The sequence below is a fragment of the Aeromonas sp. A600620 genome, from assembly GCF_029479985.1.
Lineage (GTDB): Bacteria > Pseudomonadota > Gammaproteobacteria > Enterobacterales > Aeromonadaceae > Aeromonas > Aeromonas veronii_A.
In genome coordinates this window covers 102,567-124,941 of sequence record NZ_JAAKXB010000008.1, presented here as the reverse complement: position 1 = coordinate 124,941, position 22,375 = coordinate 102,567, and the positions used below count along the sequence as shown (strand labels likewise).

Below are 22,375 nucleotides of genomic sequence, written 5' to 3'. Positions count from 1 at the left end.
CTTGAATTGTCACGCGCGGCGGCCTTCGGCAAAGTCCTGCCACTGGGTATTCAACCGGTTAAACAGGGTCAGCAAGGGCGCATAGTGCTCCGGCCTCCCCTCCCACCGGGACAAGAGGTGATAGCCCGCCTCTATGGTAGAGAGGGCATCGGGAAAGGGTTTCTTTCGAATGGCATATTGACCGGCAATGGCACCAATGCCGATGCGGGGCAAGCGGGCCAGTGCCGGGTTGCTCTGCAACATGCGATAGGCTTTGCGCCAGGTGCCGTCAAGCAAGATAAAGGCGACGGATGCGGAGCCAGAGGATTCACTCTCCCACTGTTGGCGAAGATCGGTCAGCGAAATGGCATCCTCATCCGGCCAGAGCAAATAATAACGACGGGATTGGTCAGCCAGCAGCACATTGAGCCACTCATCGCGGGAAAAGTCCTCCCCCACATGGATCTCGCACTGTTGCAAAGAGGCCGCCAGCAGCGCGGCAGTCCCCTTGGGATGTGCCACCTCGTTGGGGTGCTGCAAGATGTAGAGGGGCGTGTGATTGTCAACCGGCACAATATAATCGCACAGGCAGGCTTTGAGGGCTCGGGTGCAACGTGTACAGTATCGACTGTTCTTGTCGTTGGACTGTTTCATGTTGTCAGACAAATCTGGATTGCTCTGGGTTATCACGCTCTCTCTCACCAGCTTGCTACTCTTCTTTACCGTTCCCAATCTTCAGCTCTCCTTCGATCGGCCCTTGATCGCCGGGGGCGAAGGGTGGCGGATCATAACAGGCAATCTGGCTCATACCAATCTGTGGCACCTGCTGCTCAATCTGGGCGGCCTCGCCATCCTCTATAGCCTGTTTCGCGACTATCTGGGTGGGGCTCACCTGCCGCTGCTGATGTTGCTGCTCTGGTTGGCAGTGGGCTTGGGGATCTGGTGGTGGTGCCCGCAGACCCAATGGTACATGGGGCTATCCGGCTCGCTGCATGGCCTGTTTGTCTGGGGGGCAATGCAGGATATTCGCCACGGACGCCGCACATCGGGCTGGCTACTGTTGGCAGGGATGGGACTCAAGCTGGCGATGGACTTCTACAACGCAGGAGAGAGCCCGATATCCACCCTGATCAATGCCAGGGTACACATCGGCTCTCATCTTATCGGGGCCGGTGCAGGCCTGTTGCTCGGCCTGCACCGCGTATCACTGAGTGAGCCTGTTACGCACCAGCCAGCTCGGCATTGATGCTGGCCAGCATGGCGGCCGGATCGGCAGCCTGCGTAATGGGGCGACCGATAACCAGATAATCGGACCCCGCCTCGACCGCCGCTTTCGGTGTCATCACCCGGCGCTGATCCCCGGCCGCTGAACCGGTCGGGCGAATACCCGGGGTCACCAGCTTGAAATCTTCGCCCAGCAAGGCTTTAAGCTCATGGGCCTCGTTGGCAGAGCAGACAACCCCATCCAAGCCGGATGTCTTGGTCAAGGTAGCCAGCCGGATCACCTGCTCGGCAGGGCTCACATCCAGACCAAGAGGGATCATGTCGGACTGCTCCATGCTGGTCAGTACGGTCACCCCGATCAACAATGGCGCCTTGTCGCCATAAGGCAGCAGCGCCTCTTTGGCGGCACGCATCATCCGCTCACCACCACTGGCATGCACGTTGACCATCCAGACACCGAGCTCGGCACTGGCTGCCACGGCTTTGGCAACGGTATTGGGAATATCGTGAAACTTCAGATCCAGAAAGACATCAAATCCCTTGGCCACCAGCTGGCGTACAAATTGCGGGCCAAACAGGGTAAACATCTCCTTGCCTACCTTGAGACGGCACTGGGCCGGAGAGATACGTTCAACGAACGCTAAGGCATCTGCCTCGTGCTGATAATCCAGCGCTACCAGTACTTTGGGATCTTGCATCTCACATCCTATTGCTTGTTATTCACCGTCCAGACCACGGATCGGCTTGATGGAACCCCACTGGCGACAAGACGGGCACTGCCAGAACAGCGAGTGAGTGGCAAAGCCGCACTGCCGACACTTGTGGGTTGACTTGATTTTGATCTGCTCGCCGACCAGCTGTTGCAGCAGTTCGAGGCTCTCCTTGGCAGGCCCCTCTTCCGCACTGGCCAGCTGAAAACCCACCAGCTGGTAAAAACCTTTCATCGACGGATGACGACGCAGCTGACGCAACACCAGCGAACGGGCCTGGCTCAGGCCATCACGCTCTTCAACCAGCTTGGCAAGGGCCAGGGTCACGCTGACACCGGCGTGATCTTCCACAGCCTTCTCAAGCAGCGGGATCAACGCAGGCGTGCGCCCCAACTGCTGATAGCACTCGAGCAATTTGGGCATTGCCTCGGAGGCAAAGTCGATATCCTGCTCGAACACCCGCAGCAGCTCCTTGCTGGCCTGCTCATACTCCCCCTCTGCCATGGCGAGCTCAGCGAGGCGCAAACTGGCCCGGGCACATGCCGGATTGATACTGAGCGCCCGTTTGAGCTTGGCCAGCCCCTCCCCTTTATTGCCCTCACGCAGCGCGGTCTCGGCTTGCTCGCAATAGAAATGGGAGATGGGGTCGGCCAGCTTCTTGCCCTGGAATTTTTGCAGACGAACCGCCACATCGATGGCCTTATCCCAGTCCCGCAACTGCTGATGGATGATCAACAGCTGTGCCAGCGCCGTCTCTTCATAGTCGCTGTCATCACACAGCTCATTCCAGAGCGCTTCCGCTCGGTCCAGCAGACCAGCAGCCAAAAAGTCGCGCGCAAGCTCCTGCAGGGCAAGCTGACGCTGCTCCCGGGTCAGTTGGCGGGTTACCAGGTTCTGGTGGATCTTGATGGCACGATCGACCTCCCCACGCTGACGAAACAGGTTGCCGAGGGAGAGGTGTGTTTCGATGGTTTCACTGTCCACCTCAAGCAGCTGGATAAAGAGATCCACCGCCTTGTCGGATTCATCGGACAGCAAATAGTTGAGGCCCGCCACATACTGGCGGGAAAACTGGTTACTCTGTTTTTGGGTGTCCTGGCGAACACTCCTGCGACCCATGTACCAGCCATAACCGGCGGCGATGGGTAACAGCAGGAAAAGCAGTTCAAGCATTGAGGAACATTATTCCTTACCCGGTGACCGGGCCAGCTCCAACTCGCGGGATTGACGACGCATGGTGCGGTTGAGGGTGCGGTTTTGCATTTTCAGGCGCAGGAACAGCAGGCCGAATACCAGCCAGCCCAGCAAAAAGCCGCCAGCAAAGAAGAAGCCCAACAGCATGGCAAGTGAAAACTCACCCTGAGCGATCAGGTAATTGAACTGAACCAGCTGGCCATTTTGTGAGCCCAGCGCCAGGGTCAGAACAAACACCAGCACCAGCGGAATGAGGGCCAAAATACGCTTCATAAGAGCTCCCTGTCAGTATCTAATGAGAGGCTGATTATCCTTAAAATCGCAGGCAGACTCTAGAGTGAATGGGAAAAGAGTTTAAGAAACAAGACGATTGGCACAGGAATCGGTGCCAAAAAGAAAAAAGGCATACCCGAGGTATGCCCATTTCTGCATTATTCAATGATGTTGACGCGCTCGCGCAACTCTTTGCCAGGTTTGAAGTGCGGGACATATTTCCCGGTCAGTTCAACCTTGTCCCCAGTCTTGGGGTTGCGGCCCACACGGGGCGCACGATAGTGCAGTGAAAAACTGCCAAATCCGCGGATTTCAATCCGGTCGCCGTTTTGCAAGGTCGACGCCATCTGCTCAAGGATCTCCTTGATGGCGGCTTCGACATCCTTGGCCGGCATATGCATGCGGCTGGCTGCCAGTTGTTCGATGAGATCTGATTTGGTCATAACGTTAAATCTCCTTCCCCGATCACATGCAATATTCATTTTGCCAGGATAAAAAAGGGCGGCGCAATGCCGCCCTTTTCTTGCATCAAGGATTACTCACCCTTGGCGGCTTTGAACGCTTCCATCATAGCATTGCTGAACACAACTTCTTCTTGCTGGTTCAGGTTATCGATGGCAACACGCTCATCAGCCTCGTCCTTAGCACGGACAGACAGGCTTACGGTGCGGTTCTTACGATCAACGCCCATGAATTTAGCTTCAACTTCGTCACCAACAGACAGCACCAGAGTGGCGTCTTCTACGCGGTCACGAGCAGCGTCGGAGGCACGCAGGTAGCCTTCTACGCCATCAGCCAGTTCGATAACGGCACCTTTGGCATCAACCTCGGTAACCTTACCCTTCACGATAGCACCTTTCTTGTTGTCAGCCAGGTACTTGTTGAACGGGTCTTCTTCGATCTGCTTGACACCCAGGGAGATGCGCTCACGCTCCGGATCCACTTGCAGAACAACGGCTTCGATCTCGTCGCCTTTCTTGAATTCACGCACGGCTTCTTCGCCCTGGTTGTTCCAGGAGATGTCCGACAGGTGAACCAGGCCGTCGATGCCGCCATCCAGACCGATGAAGATACCGAAGTCAGTGATGGACTTGATCTTGCCGGAAACACGGTCGCCTTTGGCGTGAGTTTCGGCAAACAGCTGCCACGGGTTGGATTTGCACTGCTTCAGACCCAGGGAGATACGACGACGCTCTTCGTCGATGTCCAGAACCATCACGTCAACCACGTCGCCAACGTTAACAACTTTGGACGGGTGGATGTTCTTGTTGGTCCAATCCATCTCGGATACGTGTACCAGGCCTTCAACGCCTTCTTCGATTTCAACGAAGCAGCCGTAGTCGGTCAGGTTGGTCACGCGGCCAGACAGACGGGTGGTCTCCGGGTAACGCTTGGCGATAGCAACCCAGGGATCTTCGCCCAGCTGCTTCAGACCCAGGGATACACGGGTACGCTCGCGGTCGAACTTCAGAACCTTGACAGCGATCTCGTCGCCAACGTTGACGATTTCGGAAGGATGCTTAACGCGCTTCCACGCCATGTCGGTGATGTGCAGCAGGCCGTCAACACCGCCCAGATCTACGAATGCACCGTAGTCGGTCAGGTTCTTGACGATACCCTTAACTTCTTGACCTTCTTGCAGGTTAGCCAGCAGGCTTTCGCGCTCGGAGGTGTTCTCGGTCTCGATCACGGCACGACGGGAAACAACAACGTTGTTGCGCTTCTGGTCCAGCTTGATGACTTTGAACTCGAGTTCTTTGTTTTCCAGGTGAGCGGTGTCACGGATCGGACGCACGTCAACCAGAGAACCCGGCAGGAAGGCACGGATGCCGTTCAGTTCAACGGTGAAACCACCCTTGACCTTGCCGTTGATGATACCGATAACGGTAGCTTGCTCTTCGTAAGCCTTCTCAAGCTGCAGCCAGGCTTCGTGGCGCTTGGCTTTTTCGCGGGACAGCTTGGTTTCGCCGAAACCATCTTCGATAGAGTCCAGAGCCACGTCAACGGTGTCGCCGACGTTGATTTCCAGCTCGCCCATGGCGTTCTTGAATTCTTCAGCCGGGATAGCGGACTCGGATTTCAGACCGGCGTCAACCAGTACGAAACCGTTCTCGATAGCAACGACAGTACCCTTGACGATGGAACCTTGACGGGTTTCAACGGCGTTCAGGGACTCTTCAAAGAGTTGAGCAAAAGATTCGATCATTGTTTATGTCACAAATGAAACATCCACTTGCAATCCGGCACAAGCGGGGCTGTTTTAAATAATCTGCGCCATCCTTGGTGCAGACGACCGGATGTCAGCTTGCGCTGGCATCACCAAGTTGTTGCTCTGCATAGGCGAGTACTGTTGCCAGCACTTCATCTATGGTCATGGCGGTAGAGTCTACCACCAGAGCATCTTCTGCCGGTTTCAGGGGTGCTGTAGCGCGATTTCTGTCGCGATCGTCACGTTCCCGAATCTCGGTTAAAAGACGCTCAAAGTTAACATCAAAGCCCTTATCTTGCAACTGCTTATAGCGACGCTGGGCCCGTTCTTCGGCACTGGCGTCGAGGAAAATCTTCACCTCGGCCTCGGGGAAAACAACTGTGCCCATATCACGACCATCGGCAATCAGACCCGGGGCCTGACGAAAAGCACGCTGACGGCGCAACAATGCTTCGCGCACCCGGGGGAAGGCGGCGATTTTACTGGCAGCATTACCCACTTCTTCGGTGCGGATGGTGCGGGAGACATCTTCCCCTTCCAGGATCACCTTGACCAGATCGCCCTCAACCTGAAATTGCACATCCAGATTGGCAGCCAGTGGCACCAGTGAAGCTTCACTATCCAGCTCTACATCGTGATGCAGGGCGGCCAGGGACAACACCCGATAGATGGCGCCCGAGTCCAGCAAGTGCCAACCCAGCTTCTCAGCAAGCAGCTGACACAAGGTGCCTTTACCTGCACCACTGGGGCCATCAATTGTCATTACGGGGGCCATCTGAGGCATAACTTCTCTCCTGCACTGTGTTGCTCCCATCCCGAAGGGGTGGGTTAATGGGCGCCGATTATACCCGAATGTGGTGAGCCTGGCAGTCATCAATCCGCACAAAGGGCCAAAACCCGTCGGACAGCTGTGCTTGTATCTCATTTGGAGATTTCATTAAGCAATGCAGGGACTTGTTCTTATGGTCGTTCCTGACAAGGCGCGCTAAACTGGCCCCCCTTTTTTGAGCCGTTAGTAGTAAGGAGCAACCTATGAGCAGCGTTACCCTCGTGGCCAAATCCAAATTGCCAACCCCCTGGGGCACCTTCACGCTGGTAGGTTTTCAGGAAACCGGCACAGGCAAAGATCACGCCGCACTGGTGATGGGCGACATTACCGGTGAAGAGCCCGTGCTGGGCCGGATCCACTCAGAGTGCCTGACCGGCGACGCCCTGTTCAGCCTGCGTTGTGACTGCGGTTTCCAGTTGCAGGCGGCCATGGAGAATATCGCCAAAGCCGGTCGTGGCGTGTTGCTGTATGTGCGTCAAGAGGGCCGTGGCATCGGCTTGCTCAACAAGATCCGCGCCTATCACCTGCAGGATCAGGGGGCCGATACCGTGGAAGCCAACGTGGCCCTTGGTTTCGCCGCCGATATGCGCGACTACACCATCTGCGCCGATATGCTCAAGCAGCTTGAGGTCAAGTCTCTCAAACTGATGACCAACAACCCGCGCAAGATGAAAGCCATGGAATCCTTCGGTATTCCGGTGGCCGAACGGGTACCGTTGCAGGAAGGGCGCAATCCCCACAACGAGTTCTATCTGTCGACCAAGGCCAACAAGCTGGATCATATGCTGAAGAAGTGAGCCTGAATTGACGAATGTCAGATAGTCAAACGCCTCCCGAACGGAGGCGTTTTTCTTGGGACGACCCTAGCTATCGCTGTGGTACGGTCAGATTGGCCAGCAGAGCTTCAAGCTCTTCGCCAGTGCGGGCAGCACAGTATTGTTCGACCCGCTCGCGGGTCAATTGCGGCGCGAGACGTTCAATCAGGTCATACAGATAGCCGCATAAAAATGCCCCTCTGCGCAACCCGATAGCGGCCACACCGCCTGGTAGCCAGGGCGCCGTTTTGAGCACCAGCTCGCCATCGCGCTGGGGCTCCCAGGCAAAGGTTGCCATCACCCCGATGCCCATCCCTTGTCTGACATAGGTCTTGAGCACATCGCTGTCGCTCGCACAGCAGGCGATCCGGCTCTCGGCATGAGCGCAATCAGTGCCATGTGCAGCAGAGAGCGCCCTTCCATCGGTCACCAGCGCAAACTCCACCAGTTCGGCCGGGGTCAGCGAGTTTGCTTTGGCCAACGGATGATCCTTGGGCAGCACCAAGCCCCGTTGCCACTGAAAAGAGGGGAGCATGAGCAGATCGCTCCCCTCCTCCGGTTCATCCGCCAGCAGCAGATCGGCGGCGCCATCATGCACGGCTACGCGGCACTGCGCCGCACTCCCCTGCATCACAGTTACGGCAACTTTGGGAAAGCGGGCCATAAAACCCTTGAGGATGGCGGGCAAAATATAACGGGCTTGCAGATGAGTAGCGGCAATGGTGAGGGTTCCCTGCTCCGGATGCACATGCTGCCTGGCCATCACCTTGATGGTGGCCACCTTGTCCAGCACCTCCGCGGCCACTTTGATCACGTCCCGACCTATGGGGGTGATCTGGGTCAGGTGTTTGCCGCTGCGCTCGAAGATCTGGATCCCCAGCTCATCCTCCAGCATCCGCACCTGTTTGCTGATCCCGGGCTGGGAGGTAAAGAGGCTCTCGGCGGTGGCCGACAGATTCAGCCTGTGGTTCGCCACCTCGACGATATAGCGCAATTGCTGCAATTTCATGGTGTAGCCCTCAAGCGAACCCACCGTTAATAGTAACAAACTTTCAGCAATGGCCCGCCGCCATCAGGCCGGGCGATCCTTGAGTAGGAAATCGCGCAAGGCACGGTTGGCCATGGATAGCGGATCGCCACGCCGCCACGCCACACAGAGGTCGAGGTAGATGGGCGGGTCGAAGGGCACGCCACTCAGATCCGGCTCCTCTTCCAGCACCATCCGCAAGAAGGTGGTCACCGCAAAACCTTGCCGCACCACCGCCTTGAGCAGAGGGATAAGATTGCTCTCGAAGGCGATATCGGGTTCAACGCCCAGGCTCTGGGCTAGCGCCTCCATATGCTCCCGGTGGTAAAAACCACGGCGAAACAGCGCCAGCTCCTGAGCAAAGAACTGCGAGAGGGTGACGGCCGGTTCGCCGCGCAAGGGGTGATCGTCCCCCACCACCATCAACATCTCTTCGCTCAGCAGATGTGCCCCCTCGATGGCGGGGGGAAGATCACTGGTGATGAGAATGGCCAGATCGAGGGAGCCATCCACCATCCGGCTGAGCAGCTCACGGGTGCCGGCCTCTTCGACCCGGATCTTGAGGCCGGGATAGCGATGCTTGAAGGCCATCAGTCGAGGGGGAAAATAGTAGGAGCCCATCATATAGGGGATCCCGATCCGCACCTCCCCCCGCTCTAGCCCCTTGAGCTCGGCCATCTCGGCCTCGGCCTGATGCATCTGCAACAACAAGCGCTCGGCATGGCGACAGAGCACCTCTCCCTCCGGGGTGAGCCGTACCGCCCGGTCCTGTCGATCAAACAGCCGCAATTCGAGCTGCTGCTCCAGCTTGGCGATGGCCATGCTGATGGCCGGCTGTGCCACATGCAGACTGTTGGCTGCCTTGGTAAATGAGCCGGCATCCCTGACCGCCAGCAGATAGGTGAGCTGTTTCAGATCCATGTATCAATTCATCTTATGAGATGGATAACTTAAATATATTATATTTATAACTGCATGGACTCTACCCTGACCAAAAGTAGTCAGGACAATACGCAATGATTGAAGTTGGAAGTCGCGAGTGGATACGTGCAACCCTGGCCCTCAGCCTGGGCTCTTTTCTGGTGTTTCTGAACCTCTACCAGACCCATCCCCTGTTACCCCTGATTGCCGAGGTCTTCTCGGTCAACTCCCTCTCGGCCAGCTGGACACTGGCAGGATGCACTGCAGGCCTCGCCGCCTCCCTGCTGATCTGCGCCAGACTGGCGGATCGCCATGGCCGTCGGCAGGTCATGCTGGGTACCCTCACCCTGGCGATCCTGCTCTCACTGTTAATCCCGCTGGTTGAGCAGTTTGGCACCCTGCTGCTGCTGCGTATCCTGCAGGGCGCGCTGCTGGCCGGGTTACCAGCCACTGCGATTGCCTATATGGGGGAAGAGTTCAGTAAACGGGGGCTGCTCTCGGCGGTGGGGGTTTATATTGCCGCCAACTCCCTCGGTGGCATTGCCGGTCGGGTGGTCGGCGGTCTGTTGGCGGGCTGGTTTGGCGACTGGCAGCATACCTTTCTGGGGATCGGAGTGATCAGCCTGTCACTGCTGCCGCTGGTCTTCTGGCTGCTGCCCCATCAGACCCGCTTTGTGGCGAGCGCCCCCGTTCGCGGCCAATTTGCCCGCGCCTTGCAGCAACACCTGACCAATCCCTTGCTGGTAGGGGCTTACCTTATCGGCGGGCTCAACTTTATGGTGTTTCTGAACCAGTTCAGTTATCTCACCTTCCTGCTGGCCAAGCCCCCTTTCTCCTTGCCCACCCAGTGGCTCGGCATGCTGTTTCTCACCTATCTCTCGGGGACGGTGGCCTCCTCTCTGAGCGGCCGATTTGCCAATCGCTGGGGGGCACAACGCATGCTGCTGGTCGGGATCGCGCTGATGGCTATCGGCAGTCTGTGGCTGCTGCAGGCTAGCCTGCTCGGGATCCTGAGCGGCTTGCTGGTCTCCAGCTTCGGTTTTTTCCTGGCTCACGCCTGTGCCAGTGCCTGGGTGGGTCATCATGTCGAACACAACCGGGCCCTCGCCTCCTCCCTCTATCTGGTGGCCTACTATCTGGGGGCGAGTCTGGGGGGACTTTACCTGCACCCCTTCTGGGAGCAAGGCGAGCTGGGCGGTCTGGTCATGGGAATTGAACTGGTCCTCATCCTGACGGCAGGCTTGAGCCTCTGGCTCGGCCGTCTCAAGCAGCGAAGCCAATCGCCACTGCCCGCCCAGCAACCCCACCGACACGGGTAACGGGCTCAGCGCAAACAGGGTCACCCACGAGCAGATAGCGCTCTCGCAACCCAGCACCGCCAGATAGCAAAAGGGGTCACACCGGTGACCCCTTTTGCTGCGTTATTCAAGAGCCTGTCAGGCTCGCACCGCATTGAGCGCAGGATCACTCCTGATCGAAATAATCCGCAGGCACCGCGACCACAGCACCGGTCGCCACCTCTTCGGCGATCACCTCAGCCAGCGAGCGTAAGTGAAACTTGATCTGACCGGAGGGCAACATCAGGCCGATATCGGGGTTGCGGGTATCCTGCATATTGCCGGTTTTGAATGGCTGCTCGGGATAGCGCGCTACCAGATCCTGCAGTGAAGTAACCACCAGCTCGATATGTTCCAGTCCTGCCTGATGGATGCGCCCCGGTTTCGGCGCCGCCAGCTCGATACAGGGTACCTGCACCTCACCAGCCAGCAGTGGCTGATGCAACTGATAAGTGGCAATCGGGCGACCGCCGATCATCCCCTCCACCAGCAAGGAGCCCGCTTCAGCCAATACAGCACACAGCGCGCGGTACTCCTGCAAGGTCGCCGCCCGATAACAGAGGTGATCGACCGTTGGCTGGGAAAATGTGACGCCAGCAGCGGCCAGTTCGGTCAACAGCTGAGAAACAAATGGGGCCATTGGCCCCAGTGTGGAATCGAGTGGGTGGGACATGCTTACCATTTCTTCTTGGGTTGAAACAGGACATCGAGCTCGTCGGCTTCCTTGTCCTTGATGTTTTGCAGATCCTGCGCGCTGTTTTGCTGCTGCAGCTCTTCAAGCTCCTTGAGCCCCTGACGCATATCCTCTTCACGAGCCAACAGATAGGGATCCTTGTCGCCAATGCTGGCCATTGCCGACAACCCCTTGGTATAGAGCTGGCGGCAAGTACCATATTGGCCCTGAATGCGGGCATCCATCGCCCGCTTGACCAGATTCGAGATGTTGATTTTGAGCTGCATCAGCTCGAGACGACGATCTTCCTGAGCAAACCCCTGCGGATCAATTTTGCCCTTGTTGTGCTCGACACGCAGTACGGCACGTAGCTTTTTTACCAGCTGCAACATCTGGATCGCCTGACGATCAGACTCGGGGGTTTTGAAGTGCCCCTCATCCTGCGCACTGTAATTTTCCTGCACGTTCTTGATCTGGATCTGCACATCGGCGATGCGCTGCTTGATCTGGTTGTTGGGCATCACCTGGGCGATGGCGCGATAGGCATCAAGGATCCGGTGCTGCAACAGCAACACCATGTTTTTGGAGAAAGGCACCAGATTGACGTTCAGCAGTACCTCTTCGGTCTCGTCGGCTACCGTCTTGTGTCTGGCAACGGCGTGACGCTTTTCAGCCTCCGCCTTCTGCTTATATTGCTGTACCACGTTATAGGCGATAACCAAAAACAGGAGCGCGCCGATAGACAGCAATACCAAAGTTAAAATCATAGGATGTCCAAACCCCTGTCCCAATCCAATTGCGTGATCCTACAACAGCTTATCTACTTAAGGTAGCCTGTAGATCCCCCCTTGCCCACGATTTGTCGCCAAGCTGTATACCCGGTCTCAGGGAAAGATTTCAGGATCACGGGAAAATGACCATGGTGGTCATCACTCCCATAGTATCGCCCATCAGCGCCATTACTTGAGGTTAAAGCCCTGCGATTGCAGGAATCCCAGCATGAAAGGGCGGGACTCCTTGCCCAGAATGGCGCGGATCTGGCTACTCCAGGTCTGCTGTTTGTTGTTGCTGCTGCGGGCCTGATAGTAGTCCGCGATCTGCTGATCGTACCGGGCCAGCAGGTCGCGATCCAGCTCGTGCTGGTAGCGCTCCTGATGCACCACCAATCCCCTGGGCAGGCGGGGTTTCTGCTCCGGCTGCTGGGCAGGGTGGCCAAGGCAGAGGCCAAACAGCGGGATCACCTGATGGGGCAAGCCCAGTAGCTCGCTCACCTCGGCAGGATGGTTGCGAATGCCGCCGATATAGACCCCGCCCAGTCCCAACGACTGCGCCGCCAGCAGGGCATTTTGCGCCATCAGGGCGCCGTCAATGGCACCGATCAACAACTGTTCCGCATAACCGGTCTGGGCCTCGGGCACGATCTGGCTGTGACGATGGTAATCGGCGCAGAACACCAGAAACTCGGCCGCCTGCACCACATAGGGTTGATTGCCCGCCAGCATGGCCAGCTGCTGACGCGCCTCGGGTTCACTGACTCGCACAATACTGGTCACCTGCAAAAAGCTCGAGGTCGAGGCGGACTGGGCGGCGGCGAGAATGACATCCAGCTGCTGCGGGGCGATCGGCTCGGCAGTGAACTGACGAATGGAGCGATGGGAAAGGATAAGATCGATGGTCTGATTCATGGCACCTCCAAAATGAGGTAACACCATAGCGAAAAAAACGAGGGAGCCCAAGGCTCCCTCGCACACCCAGCTTAAGGGGCCGGATAGACGTAAGGGGCTTGCAACCCGAGCGGGAAGCCGAGCGCCCAGTAGAGCAGCAGGAAAATCGTCCAGCTCACCAGGAAGGCCAGCGAGTAGGGCAGCATCATGGAGACCAGAGTACCGATCCCGGTGCTCTTCACATACTGCTGGCAATAGACCACCACCAGCGGGAAGAAGACCATCAGCGGGGTGATGATATTGGAAGCAGAATCCCCGACCCGATAGGCCGCCTGGGTCAGCTCGGGGGAGATCCCCACCGCCATCAACATGGGCACTAGGATCGGGCTGATCAGCGCCCACTTGGCGGAGGCCGAGCCGACTACCAGATTGACGCTGGCTGTGAGCAGGATCATCCCGACGATAGTCACCTCACCGGGCAGCGCCAGCGCATGGAGCACTTCGGCACCGGAAAGGGCCAGCAGAGTGCCCAGATTGGAGTCACCAAACGCCTTGATGAAGAGCGCGCAGAAGAAAGCCATCACCATGTAGGAGCCCATCTTGTTCATGGTGGCCGACATGGCATCGATCACATCCTTGCCGCTCTTGAAGCTGCCTGCGACAAAGCCGTAGACAATCCCGGGCAGGATAAAGAGCAGGAAGATGAGCGGCACTATGGACTTCATCACGGGGGCAGCGAAGGTGGTCAGGGAGCCATCGGCAGCACGCAGCGGGGAATCGTTCGGGGAGAGCGCCAGCGCCAGCAGCACGATAGCCGCCAGCATGGCAAACCCGGCCCAGTTGAAGGCTCGGCTCTCTTGCGCGCTGTAGCGCCCCATCTCGTCGGCACTCTCCAGATCCTCGTTAAGCGCCACATGCTTGAGGCGCGGCTCCACCACCTTTTCGGTAATGAACCAGCCGACGCAGATGATCAGCAGCGAAGAGGCTCCGGTAAAGATGATGTTGCAAAGGGTGTTGACCATATAGTCAGGATCGAGCAACTGAGCGGCGGACTGGGTAAAGCCCTGCAGCAACGCATCCCCGCCGGAGGGCAGGAAGTTGGCGGCAAAACCGCCGGAGACACCGGCAAAGGCAGCGGCGATCCCCGCCAGCGGATGGCGTCCGGCAGCGTGGAAGATGATGCCACCGATGGGGATCACCAGCACATAACCCGCATCTGCGGCGGTGTGGCTGACGATCGCTACCAGGATCAGCATGGGAGTGAGAAAACGGGCAGGCGTCACTTTGAGCAACTTTTTCAGACCGGTATTGATAAAACCGGACTGCTCGGCCACCCCGACCCCCAGCATGGCCACCAGCACGATGCCCAGCGGGGCAAAGCCGGTGAAAGTGGTCACCATGGTGGAGAGAAACTCGGCCAGACCGGCACCGGTCAGCAGGTTGTTGACCACTACCGCCTCCCCGGTACGGGGGTTGACCAGATCAAACTGGAATTGTGACAACACCCAGGAGCCGACCCAGACGATCAGCAAGGCGTAGAGGAACAGCATGGCGGGGTCGGGTAATTTGTTCCCGGCTTTCTCGACGCCATTGAGGAAACGGTTCAGCCAACCTTTGGGAGGGCTGGCCGGACGGTCATTGACAGCAGCATGACTCATTATTGCGATACTCCTTTCCCTAGAAACGAGGTCGCATGCTAGCAATTCCAGCCAATCCGTCTCATGACCGATCGCAAAAGAATGATTAATTTTGATTAAATATTGCGGAATAAAATTCCAAGTTGTGGCCTAACGCACACTTGTTACTCTGCCATCACGGCATCTAACAGTGGATAACGCCCAACCTGACACTCCACCACGAAACCGCTTGCCTCGACTTGTGCCACCGTCAGCGGCTTGCTGAACAGATATCCCTGGAACACATGGCACCCCTGGGTCTGCAGTGCGGCCAGTTCGTGAGGCTCCTCCACCCCTTCCGCCATGATCCCCAACCCCAGATTGGTGGCCATGGCGGCGGTCGCCCGGATCACCGGCAGGTTGAGGCCGACCACGAAAGAGCGATCCAGCTTGATCGTATCGATGGGCAGGCGATTGAGATAGGCAAGGGATGAGTAGCCGGTACCAAAATCGTCGATGGCAATCTTGATCCCCAGTTCACTCAAATCATCGAGAATATCGAGGCACCCCTTCATATCCAGCATAAGCACGGTTTCGGTCAGTTCCAGCGTCAACAGGGAAGCATCCACTCCGTGCAGAGCCAGCTGCTGGCGCACTTGCCCGGGCAGTGCCGACGAGAGCTGGAAACCGGAGAGGTTGACGGAGACTGGCACCCGGTGATGGAGGCGCTTCTTCCAACTGGCCATCTGGGCAAGTGCGGTAGAGAGCACCCAGCTGCCGATCTCGCGGATCAGCCCCATCTCTTCGGCCAATGGGATAAATTCCACTGGCGAGACATGGCCAAGCACCGGGTTATACCAACGCAGCAGCGCCTCGTAACCGATCAGACGCCGTTTGGCGACATCGACCTGTGGCTGGTAACAGAGGCTCAGCTCCTGACGACCGATAGCCTTGGCCAGAAACTGCTTAAGATTGAGCTTGCGCTGCAGGGTCTGCTGCATGCTGGGGGTAAAACGCTGCCAGCGCAGCCGCCCCATCTGCTTGGCCTGATACATGGCCATATCGGCGCGGGTGATGAGGTTATCACCATCGTCCGCATCATCGGGATAGATGGCAATGCCGATACTGCCGCCGATGGTTACCTCCGGCAGACCGCTCAGTTGCAGCGGCTTGGTCATCTGGGAGAGCATCTGATCGGCCACATCCTGGGCTCGTTCACTCTGGTTTCCCAAGGGAACCAACGCGGTAAACTCGTCCCCGCCAAGACGGGCCAGCTCAACATCGCGGGGGCAAATCTGTTTGAGGCGACCGGCAACCCGCTCCAGCAAGCGGTCTCCCGCCTTATGGCCGTAGTTGTCGTTGACCAGCTTGAAGTTGTCCAGATCCATGAATACCAGCGCGAAACGCTCCCCCAGCCCGCAATAGGCCTCGAGAGATTTCATCAAGCCATAACGGTTGAGCAGGCCGGTCAGGGAGTCATGCCAGGCGAGGTGGCGATGCTCCAGCTCCTCGAGTTTGCGATCGGTAATATCGCGCATGGTGAGCAGGATCCGTGCTCCTTGCTGGATATAGCGGAACTGATACTGGAACCAGCGCATCCCCTTGAGGGTTCGGCACTCCCCTTCGGTCACTACTTCATCGAGTCGGGAGAGCTTCTGGTAAAAACTGTCGTCACTACCGGAAAAAACCTGGGAGAGCGTGGCGATCCGGTGACCGAAACACATCTCGAAGTGATAGTTGCCGCTTTCGAACGCGCCATTGCTATCGAACAGGCAGGCCAGGGTATCACCGGTTGCCAGCGAGGACTCCTGATAGAGGGTATCGGAGTCGAGCACCGCCTCGGTCATCATCATCAGACGGCCAGCCAGCTGAATGCCGGAGAGGCGTAGATAGATCTGCTTCTTGACCCCCTTTGGGGAGATAGTCCACCACTCGTTGTAACTTCGCCCCTGCTGAAAATCACCGAGGTAGCGTTGCAACAACAGCGCTATGGCTGTGGCCATATCAGCCGAAAAATCCCTGGAACAGAGCTCGTCAAGGGAGGTGGCCTCCCAGAGAGGAAGTGCTGCGCGGTTTGCCCAGAAAATATGGTGATGCTCGATGTCATATACCCAGATAGGGGTATGCAGAACATCCATTGTCTTCAGTAACCCTTCGTCAAGCGTATTCATCTGGTCAAAATCATTCATGCTGGATGGTCACTGGTGAACCGGAAAACAAATGGGCAAACCGCCGTATGCAGAATGCAAGGTGACAACACCTCTCGGCCACTATTTCTCGCGATGGCCAAAAGCAGATAACTGATTTCAGAAATCAACAACAGGAGAGCCAATCCAGCCACAGAAAAAAGGACTCAGCCAATACTCCTGTCAATCAGAACAAATCCCTCGTTCGTTTTTAACTTTTTTTCCCAGCAAAAACAAGCACTAAGAATTGCACTCTGGATACTTCAAAAAACATTTTTACGATTCACAACAAACACTTATTTACTGACAAAAAAGTCAACTAAAAAAAGTGCCGGCATTTCCCTCGTAAAACTTTCATTTATTAACCAGCGCGTTGAATAAACAGACAAAAAAGAGCAAAACCGGCCCCAAATAGCGACTTAACAAGGAACTTAAATACCTCAAAACCGAATATCTACCTTCACCAGACCGGCATGATGAATATGCGACTGTCATCACATTCACATCGCCGAAAAAAAGAACTGCTCTTGACCAGCGCGATCCTCTTTTTTCCTGAGGATGGGTCGTATTGTAGTCATACCATGTCGCCTCTCTCTCTTGAGCTAACGGGTGACATCTCGCAACAATGACTGTGGCGCAGAAAATAATCCTCATTCGAGAACAATTGAAAATTTAAACTGGTATCAGTAGAAATCGAATCCAGATCAATTAAACGCTGAATTACCCTTGCCAAGCGATAAGGCTCTTTTTATGGTTGCCCCCTTGTTACACCCAGAACAGCGTTTATGAAGCACATCGAAGAGTTCTACCTGTTCGTCAAGGTGGTGCAAGAGGGAGGATTCTCCCATGCTGCAGCCGCACTGGGCATGCCAACAGGCACCATCAGTCGACGCATTTCCCAGCTGGAAGAGCAACTGGGTTGCTCCCTGCTACATCGCTCTACCCGTAAACTCCGTCTTACCGATGAAGGGCTCAGATACTACGAGCGTCTCTGCACACCGCTTGCACAAATCGAGCAGGCCACCAGCGAGATCCGGGGTAAAGAAGCAGACATCACCGGGCTTATCCGGATAGCCGCGCCGATCGCGCTCTCCAACACCATCCTCATCGATATGCTGGCCGAATTCGGGCTGCACTATCCCGAGGTACAGTTCGATATCACCCAGACCAATGATCACCAGCACCTGTTCGACAATGATCGGGATCTGGTGTTCTTCAACGGTGAGCTGCCCCAGTCGCTGCCCAATGCGATCTGTCTCGGTCATATCGAGTACGGCCTGTTTGCCTCGCCACTCTATCTGACCAAGAAGGGAACCCCCTCCCACCCCAGCCAGCTGGAAGAACATGATCTCATCTACTGCTGGCCACACCAGCACTGGCAACTGACCGACAAGGATGGCCAAAACATCTGCATCAAACGCAGCGCCAAACTGACCGTCAACCAGACTCAGGCCGCCGTGCGCGCAGCCCGGCGTCATCTGGGGATAGTCAACGCCCCGCTGCACTATCTGAGCAGCTTCCTCCATGACGAGCAGCTGGTACCGGTACTGACCGACTGGCAGACCGGCAATCGCCCCTTCTACATGTTGTGTTGCCAGCACCAATTCGCCCCGTTGCGTGTTAAGATGTTCGCTGAATTTGTTGAGAAATACTCCGCACGCTATCGTAACCGGCAATGGGATAACCAATTTTCACAGGGTGACAACCTCCCACATTGCATCTGACTGTTAGCGGGCCACACTTATAGCAATCCTTGCCAACAGAGCCTGCCTAACGCCATGAATGTATTGATATGTGATGACTCCGGGTTCGCCCGCAAACAGCTGGCACGAGCGCTACCGGCTGACTGGAAAGTCGATTTGCACTATGCGGCGAATGGCCTTGAAGGGATCGAACAGGTGCTGATGGGCCATGGGGATCTCATCTTTCTCGATCTGACCATGCCGGAAATGGACGGTTACGGCGTGCTGGAGACCCTCCAACGGGAGGGTCTACGCAACAAGGTGATCGTGGTCTCCGGGGATATCCAACCAGAGGCCTATCAACGGGTCATGGGGCTAGGGGCGCTCGATTTCATCAAGAAACCTGCCGCCCCAGAAACCCTGCTCGCCCTGCTCAAAAAGCATGATTTCTGGAGTGCCACCCCGAGCGGTCAACCAAGCGCCCCCGAGCAGCAGCCAAACGGAGTGGTAGCCGATGCAGGCGTCAAGATCACCCCCGAAATCCGCGATGTCTATCAGGAGCTGGCCAACGTCTCCATGGGTCAGGCCGCCGACTTGCTGGCTCGTCTGCTCAACGCCTTCGTGGTACTGCCCATCCCCAACGTCAACGTGCTGGAAGTATCAGAGTTGCATATGGCCCTCTCGGCCGCTGCGGATTCAGATACCCTCTCCGCCGTCTGTCAGGGGTTTATCGGAGCTGGGATCGCCGGTGAAGCGCTGATCCTGTTCCATGACTCCAGCTTCAAAGATTTGGCCAAGCTGATGAACCATCAGGGGACGCTGGATCGCACCGCCGAACTGGAGCTGTTGATGGATACCGCCAACGTGCTGATCGGCGCCTTCCTACGCGGCTACGCCAACCAGCTCGACACCCCCTTCAGTCAGGGGCACCCGGTGGTGCTCGGCCAGCACAGACCCATCAACGAGCTGATCAACACCAACAAGAGTCGCTGGCGCCGCACGCTCGCCATCGAGATCAACTACCGGATCCAGGATTACGCGGTGCAGTGTGATCTGCTGCTGCTGTTTACCGAAGATTCCATCGCCACCATGAACAACAAAATCATGCACATGCTCTAGGAGTGACTATGGAAATCCGTGAATTTCATTGGCTGATGAACATAGTCCAGAACCTGGACGTAGGCCTGGTAGTGCTCGACAAGGAGTACAAGGTACAGGTGTGGAACGGCTTTATGGAGAGCCACAGCGGCCGACTGGCCAGTGACGTGCGCGATGGCGTACTGTTCGAGCTCTTCCCCGATGTGGACAGAGCCTGGTTCGAGCGCAAGGCCAACATGGTCTTCAAGCTCAACAACCGCGCCTTCAGCACCTGGGAGCAGAAGCCCTATCTGCTACGTTTCTCCAACTATCGCCCCATTACCGGCTCGGCCCCCCATATGTTCCAGAACCTGACGCTGGTGCCACTGGCCGATTTCGGCGGTCAGGTGACCCACATCGCGGTGATGATCTACGACGCTACCGATGAGGCCATGCTGATGAGCGGCCAGCGGCAGGCTTGAGCTTGCAGCAAATAACAGAGGGCGCCGCGGCGCCCTCTTTTATTTCGGTATGAACAGGTCTCGGTATAACCTCTACCTCACCAGCCGTCTCAACGCGCCCCGAGATACTCGGTGAAGGCGTCGATCACCTCTTCAATATCGTCATCGTTGATTTGCAGATGGGTCACCAACCGCAGCTCGCCGTAACCGGAGAAGAGGATCCCCCTCTCCTTCATAAAAGCGAGCAGAGGGGCTGATTCCCCCTCACGCAGCCGCAGGAACACCATATTGCTCTGCACCAGCGAGAGGTCGAGCTCGATGCCCGGCAGTGCAGCCAACCCTTCGGCCAGCCGTTTGGCACGGCGGTGATCATCGGCCAGGCGGGTCACGTGCTGCTCGAGGGCAAACAGACCGGCTTGCGCCAGAATCCCCGCCTGACGCATGCCGCCCCCCAGCATCTTGCGCAGTCGGCGCGCACGGGCGATGAAGTCGTGTCTGCCCACCAGCAGCGAGCCCACCGGTGCGCCCAACCCCTTGGAGAGACAAATCGAGATGCTATCAAATGGAGCGGCGATCACCTCGACCGGGGTCTCGCTGGCCACGGCGGCGTTAAAAAGCCGGGCGCCATCGAGATGAAGCTTCAAGCCGCGCTCGGCAACGAATGCCCCCATCTCCTGCAGATAGGAGAGCGGCAGCACCTTGCCGTTGTGGGTGTTCTCAAGGCAGATCAGGCGAGTCTGGACGAAGTGGGCATCATCAGGGGCCAGCGCAGCCCTGATATCATCGAATGCCAGCGTGCCATCGCGCTGCATCGGCAAGGGTTGCAGGGCTACGGAGCCCAGCACGGCACTCCCCTGCGCTTCATAGCGATAGATGTGAGCGGCGTTGCCGAGGATGGCCCCCTCACCGCGCTGACAGTGGCTCATCACCGCCAGCAGGTTGGACATGGTGCCCGATGGCACAAATAGCGCCGCCTGTTTGCCCAGCAATCTGGCCCCATGGGCCTCCAGCGCGTTGACGCCCGGATCTTCACCATAGACATCGTCACCCACTTCGGCGTGGAGCATGGCTTGACGCATGGCGTCAGTAGGCTGGGTGACGGTGTCACTTCGTAAATCGATATAGCGCATGAGATCCCTCCTGAAACAGGAGAGTGACGTTAGCCATGCGCCCCTCGCTTGGCAAGGGGCGCATGAGCAGAATGTGAAGCCAATAGACGTCCGTAGAACCCGCAGGCGGGATTTACCAGGGCAGCGGCTGACCGTTGAGATCCAGTAGCTGGCCCGATTGAGTCAATGATAACCCCTTGATGAGATTGAGCAGTTTCACCGCCACCTCGGCAGGATCCTGCAATTGATCCGCGGGCAACTCGCTCAGAAAGGGGGTATTCATCGGGGAGTCCATCAAGCCGGGCGCAACGGCCACCACCCCTGCTTGCGGGAAACGTTGCGCCCACTCAAGGGCCAGGGTTTTCACCCCCATGTCGAGGGCCGCCTTGCTCATCCGGTAGCTGTAACGTCCCCCCTCCAGATTGGCGGTGATGGAGCCCGCCAGATCGGAGATGGCGCAGAGCCACAGCGGATGGTCATTGCCCATCAACCGGCTGAAACGGGCAGCCAGCGCCAGTGTTGGCCAGGCATTGGCCAGCAGGCTGTCGCACAGCCACTTGGGGTGCACCTCTTCGACCCGCCGCTCCGGCATAAAGCTGACGTCGTGCAACACGCCGATGGTATTGATCACCACAGTGGGAAGCGGATCGCAATCGTAGAGGGTAAACAAGGCATCGAACGAGATGGCATCGACATCTGGCAGCGGGAAGAAGTCCTCCATCTCGATCCCTTTGGGATAGTTGCGCCCGGCCAGCAGGAATGACTCCCCCCTTGCCATCAGCTCTCTTGCCAGCGCCGAGCCCAGCGCACCACTTCCGAGGATCAAGTAGCTCATCGCCCATTCCATGGAGACTTATCTTGCTTAGAGCGTATCAGAATAATCAACCGGCCGTGACACGACCAAAGGGTAATATGCTCCTCATCACGCTTCCCCCAGATGGCGGCCAAACTCCCGCGCCAGCGCCAAGTCGAGAAAACCGTCCGCTTTCTTGTGGGTGCGCAAAAACTGGTAATAGGCGAGCAGGATGACCAGTGCCTCCTCATCGGGCAGCCCCACCCCGGGTTGCTGCTCGCCCAGCAGTTGCTGCGCCGCAGCCAGCGCCTCCCTGTCCACCACTTCCGCTTGACGGTATAGATAACCGCATCCGGTCGCCAGCCACTCCAGCGAGCAGTTGGCCCCCATGGCGATCTGGTTGGCCCGCGCCAGGCCAGGCTCGGCCCCCTTCAAATATTTGCGGATCAGCGCTTCACTGAGCCCCACCTTGCGGGCAAAGGCGCTCACGCTCATCTCCCCGATCAGGCTCTGCAAGCGCTCGGCAAATCCTTCCATCCAATTATCTCCCCAACTCTCTTCGGTCAGAACCAAAGTTCGAATCATGCCACTGCCCA

At 57.3% G+C, this 22,375-nt stretch carries 23 protein-coding genes; 6 read left to right on the top strand and 17 right to left on the bottom strand.

Annotated elements, in window-relative coordinates:
- Positions 1-9: 9 nt before the first annotated feature.
- The gene (locus G5533_RS12070; RefSeq protein WP_421206541.1) at positions 10-633 is read right to left on the bottom strand and encodes a tRNA-uridine aminocarboxypropyltransferase; all 624 of its coding nucleotides are present in this window, start codon (positions 631-633) and stop codon (positions 10-12) included.
- Between G5533_RS12070 and rrtA the strand changes: the two genes are divergently transcribed.
- The gene (rrtA, locus tag G5533_RS12065) at positions 632-1,225 is read left to right on the top strand and encodes a rhombosortase (protein WP_270657478.1); all 594 of its coding nucleotides are present in this window, start codon (positions 632-634) and stop codon (positions 1,223-1,225) included. The two genes, G5533_RS12070 and rrtA, sit on opposite strands and share 2 nt — an antisense overlap.
- Here rrtA and pyrF read toward each other — a convergent pair.
- The 6 genes from pyrF to cmk form a co-directional block, all read right to left on the bottom strand.
- Positions 1,200-1,901: an orotidine-5'-phosphate decarboxylase gene (gene pyrF / locus G5533_RS12060; protein WP_042083286.1), complete on the bottom strand. Its 702-nt coding sequence runs from the start codon at positions 1,899-1,901 to the stop codon at positions 1,200-1,202. The genes rrtA and pyrF overlap by 26 nt on opposite strands.
- A gap of 18 nt (positions 1,902-1,919) precedes the next feature.
- Positions 1,920-3,086, bottom strand: a complete 1,167-nt coding sequence (gene lapB / locus G5533_RS12055; protein ID WP_047438342.1) for a lipopolysaccharide assembly protein LapB — start codon at positions 3,084-3,086, stop codon at positions 1,920-1,922.
- Between the two features lie 9 nt (positions 3,087-3,095).
- Complete coding sequence (locus G5533_RS12050) at positions 3,096-3,380, bottom strand: LapA family protein (protein ID WP_005337143.1); 285 nt, start codon at positions 3,378-3,380, stop codon at positions 3,096-3,098.
- Between the two features lie 158 nt (positions 3,381-3,538).
- Positions 3,539-3,823, bottom strand: a complete 285-nt coding sequence (ihfB, locus tag G5533_RS12045; RefSeq protein WP_005299934.1) for an integration host factor subunit beta — start codon at positions 3,821-3,823, stop codon at positions 3,539-3,541.
- A 92-nt stretch (positions 3,824-3,915) separates the two neighbouring features.
- Complete coding sequence (gene rpsA, locus G5533_RS12040; protein ID WP_005337148.1) at positions 3,916-5,586, bottom strand: 30S ribosomal protein S1; 1,671 nt, start codon at positions 5,584-5,586, stop codon at positions 3,916-3,918.
- 94 nt (positions 5,587-5,680) lie between these two features.
- Entirely contained in the window at positions 5,681-6,373 is a 693-nt protein-coding gene (cmk, locus tag G5533_RS12035; RefSeq protein WP_019444698.1) for a (d)CMP kinase, read from the bottom strand.
- A gap of 248 nt (positions 6,374-6,621) precedes the next feature.
- Between cmk and ribA the strand changes: the two genes are divergently transcribed.
- Entirely contained in the window at positions 6,622-7,215 is a 594-nt protein-coding gene (gene ribA / locus G5533_RS12030) for a GTP cyclohydrolase II (protein ID WP_005337152.1), read from the top strand.
- 70 nt (positions 7,216-7,285) lie between these two features.
- Here ribA and G5533_RS12025 read toward each other — a convergent pair whose 3' ends face one another.
- Together G5533_RS12025 and G5533_RS12020 are read right to left on the bottom strand one after the other, a co-directional pair.
- Positions 7,286-8,242, bottom strand: a complete 957-nt coding sequence (locus G5533_RS12025; protein WP_346215327.1) for a LysR substrate-binding domain-containing protein — start codon at positions 8,240-8,242, stop codon at positions 7,286-7,288.
- A 63-nt stretch (positions 8,243-8,305) separates the two neighbouring features.
- On the bottom strand, positions 8,306-9,181 hold the full coding sequence (locus G5533_RS12020; protein ID WP_042053074.1) for a LysR family transcriptional regulator: 876 nt from the start codon (positions 9,179-9,181) through the stop codon (positions 8,306-8,308).
- Positions 9,182-9,276: 95 nt separating this feature from the next.
- Here G5533_RS12020 and G5533_RS12015 point away from each other — a divergent pair, with 95 nt between their 5' ends.
- Positions 9,277-10,500 carry an MFS transporter gene (locus G5533_RS12015; protein ID WP_441254845.1) on the top strand — a complete coding sequence of 408 codons (1,224 nt, stop codon included), beginning with the start codon at positions 9,277-9,279 and terminating at the stop codon, positions 10,498-10,500.
- 145 nt (positions 10,501-10,645) lie between these two features.
- On the opposite strand, the gene G5533_RS12010 is transcribed toward G5533_RS12015, so the two are convergent.
- From G5533_RS12010 to G5533_RS11990, 5 genes are all read right to left on the bottom strand, one after another.
- Complete coding sequence (locus G5533_RS12010; protein ID WP_031227877.1) at positions 10,646-11,200, bottom strand: VOC family protein; 555 nt, start codon at positions 11,198-11,200, stop codon at positions 10,646-10,648.
- Complete coding sequence (locus G5533_RS12005; RefSeq protein ID WP_216953387.1) at positions 11,194-11,958, bottom strand: DNA repair protein; 765 nt, start codon at positions 11,956-11,958, stop codon at positions 11,194-11,196. Before G5533_RS12005 ends, G5533_RS12010 begins: the two co-directional genes overlap by 7 nt.
- Positions 11,959-12,150: 192 nt before the next feature.
- On the bottom strand, positions 12,151-12,876 hold the full coding sequence (gene nfsA / locus G5533_RS12000) for an oxygen-insensitive NADPH nitroreductase (RefSeq protein ID WP_216978983.1): 726 nt from the start codon (positions 12,874-12,876) through the stop codon (positions 12,151-12,153).
- A gap of 71 nt (positions 12,877-12,947) precedes the next feature.
- On the bottom strand, positions 12,948-14,513 hold the full coding sequence (locus G5533_RS11995; protein ID WP_216978984.1) for an AbgT family transporter: 1,566 nt from the start codon (positions 14,511-14,513) through the stop codon (positions 12,948-12,950).
- Between the two features lie 143 nt (positions 14,514-14,656).
- Complete coding sequence (locus G5533_RS11990) at positions 14,657-16,609, bottom strand: putative bifunctional diguanylate cyclase/phosphodiesterase (RefSeq protein ID WP_216978985.1); 1,953 nt, start codon at positions 16,607-16,609, stop codon at positions 14,657-14,659.
- 833 nt (positions 16,610-17,442) lie between these two features.
- Here G5533_RS11990 and G5533_RS11985 point away from each other — a divergent pair.
- Genes G5533_RS11985 through G5533_RS11975 form a run of 3 tightly spaced genes read left to right on the top strand, consistent with a single transcriptional unit; the run spans position 17,443 to position 19,898 of the window.
- Positions 17,443-18,381: a LysR family transcriptional regulator gene (locus tag G5533_RS11985; protein WP_216978986.1), complete on the top strand. Its 939-nt coding sequence runs from the start codon at positions 17,443-17,445 to the stop codon at positions 18,379-18,381.
- A gap of 54 nt (positions 18,382-18,435) precedes the next feature.
- On the top strand, positions 18,436-19,458 hold the full coding sequence (locus G5533_RS11980; RefSeq protein WP_043823589.1) for a response regulator: 1,023 nt from the start codon (positions 18,436-18,438) through the stop codon (positions 19,456-19,458).
- A gap of 8 nt (positions 19,459-19,466) precedes the next feature.
- The gene (locus tag G5533_RS11975; RefSeq protein ID WP_005337175.1) at positions 19,467-19,898 is read left to right on the top strand and encodes a PAS domain-containing protein; all 432 of its coding nucleotides are present in this window, start codon (positions 19,467-19,469) and stop codon (positions 19,896-19,898) included.
- 89 nt (positions 19,899-19,987) lie between these two features.
- Here the strand turns inward: G5533_RS11975 and ltaE are convergent, their stop codons facing one another.
- The 3 genes from ltaE to G5533_RS11960 form a co-directional block, all read right to left on the bottom strand.
- A complete protein-coding gene (gene ltaE / locus G5533_RS11970; protein ID WP_441254844.1) occupies positions 19,988-21,007 on the bottom strand; it encodes a low-specificity L-threonine aldolase in 1,020 nt (339 codons plus the stop codon).
- Positions 21,008-21,119: 112 nt separating this feature from the next.
- Complete coding sequence (locus G5533_RS11965) at positions 21,120-21,821, bottom strand: short-chain dehydrogenase (protein ID WP_421323482.1); 702 nt, start codon at positions 21,819-21,821, stop codon at positions 21,120-21,122.
- Positions 21,822-21,908: 87 nt separating this feature from the next.
- Entirely contained in the window at positions 21,909-22,316 is a 408-nt protein-coding gene (locus G5533_RS11960) for a helix-turn-helix domain-containing protein (protein WP_441254843.1), read from the bottom strand.
- Positions 22,317-22,375: the final 59 nt, after the last annotated feature.

Bases quoted from the DNA above. Each gene is read 5' to 3' on its own strand.
- G5533_RS11960 (WP_441254843.1), bottom strand. From the start codon at position 22,316: ATGGAAGGATTTGCCGAGCGCTTGCAGAGCCTGATCGGGGAGATGAGC.
- G5533_RS12010 (WP_031227877.1), bottom strand. From the start codon at position 11,200: ATGGTAAGCATGTCCCACCCACTCGATTCCACACTGGGGCCAATGGCC.
- G5533_RS12005 (WP_216953387.1), bottom strand. From the start codon at position 11,958: ATGATTTTAACTTTGGTATTGCTGTCTATCGGCGCGCTCCTGTTTTTG.
- G5533_RS12070 (WP_421206541.1), bottom strand. From the start codon at position 633: ATGAAACAGTCCAACGACAAGAACAGTCGATACTGTACACGTTGCACC.
- rpsA (WP_005337148.1), bottom strand. From the start codon at position 5,586: ATGATCGAATCTTTTGCTCAACTCTTTGAAGAGTCCCTGAACGCCGTT.
- pyrF (WP_042083286.1), bottom strand. From the start codon at position 1,901: ATGCAAGATCCCAAAGTACTGGTAGCGCTGGATTATCAGCACGAGGCA.
- G5533_RS11985 (WP_216978986.1), top strand. From the start codon at position 17,443: ATGAAGCACATCGAAGAGTTCTACCTGTTCGTCAAGGTGGTGCAAGAG.
- G5533_RS12025 (WP_346215327.1), bottom strand. From the start codon at position 8,242: ATGAAATTGCAGCAATTGCGCTATATCGTCGAGGTGGCGAACCACAGG.
- G5533_RS11965 (WP_421323482.1), bottom strand. From the start codon at position 21,821: ATGAGCTACTTGATCCTCGGAAGTGGTGCGCTGGGCTCGGCGCTGGCA.
- cmk (WP_019444698.1), bottom strand. From the start codon at position 6,373: ATGCCTCAGATGGCCCCCGTAATGACAATTGATGGCCCCAGTGGTGCA.
- G5533_RS12020 (WP_042053074.1), bottom strand. From the start codon at position 9,181: ATGGATCTGAAACAGCTCACCTATCTGCTGGCGGTCAGGGATGCCGGC.
- ltaE (WP_441254844.1), bottom strand. From the start codon at position 21,007: ATGCGCTATATCGATTTACGAAGTGACACCGTCACCCAGCCTACTGAC.
- G5533_RS12015 (WP_441254845.1), top strand. From the start codon at position 9,277: ATGATTGAAGTTGGAAGTCGCGAGTGGATACGTGCAACCCTGGCCCTC.
- rrtA (WP_270657478.1), top strand. From the start codon at position 632: ATGTTGTCAGACAAATCTGGATTGCTCTGGGTTATCACGCTCTCTCTC.
- nfsA (WP_216978983.1), bottom strand. From the start codon at position 12,876: ATGAATCAGACCATCGATCTTATCCTTTCCCATCGCTCCATTCGTCAG.
- G5533_RS11980 (WP_043823589.1), top strand. From the start codon at position 18,436: ATGAATGTATTGATATGTGATGACTCCGGGTTCGCCCGCAAACAGCTG.
- G5533_RS11995 (WP_216978984.1), bottom strand. From the start codon at position 14,513: ATGAGTCATGCTGCTGTCAATGACCGTCCGGCCAGCCCTCCCAAAGGT.
- lapB (WP_047438342.1), bottom strand. From the start codon at position 3,086: ATGCTTGAACTGCTTTTCCTGCTGTTACCCATCGCCGCCGGTTATGGC.
- ribA (WP_005337152.1), top strand. From the start codon at position 6,622: ATGAGCAGCGTTACCCTCGTGGCCAAATCCAAATTGCCAACCCCCTGG.
- G5533_RS11975 (WP_005337175.1), top strand. From the start codon at position 19,467: ATGGAAATCCGTGAATTTCATTGGCTGATGAACATAGTCCAGAACCTG.
- ihfB (WP_005299934.1), bottom strand. From the start codon at position 3,823: ATGACCAAATCAGATCTCATCGAACAACTGGCAGCCAGCCGCATGCAT.
- G5533_RS11990 (WP_216978985.1), bottom strand. From the start codon at position 16,609: ATGGATGTTCTGCATACCCCTATCTGGGTATATGACATCGAGCATCAC.
- G5533_RS12050 (WP_005337143.1), bottom strand. From the start codon at position 3,380: ATGAAGCGTATTTTGGCCCTCATTCCGCTGGTGCTGGTGTTTGTTCTG.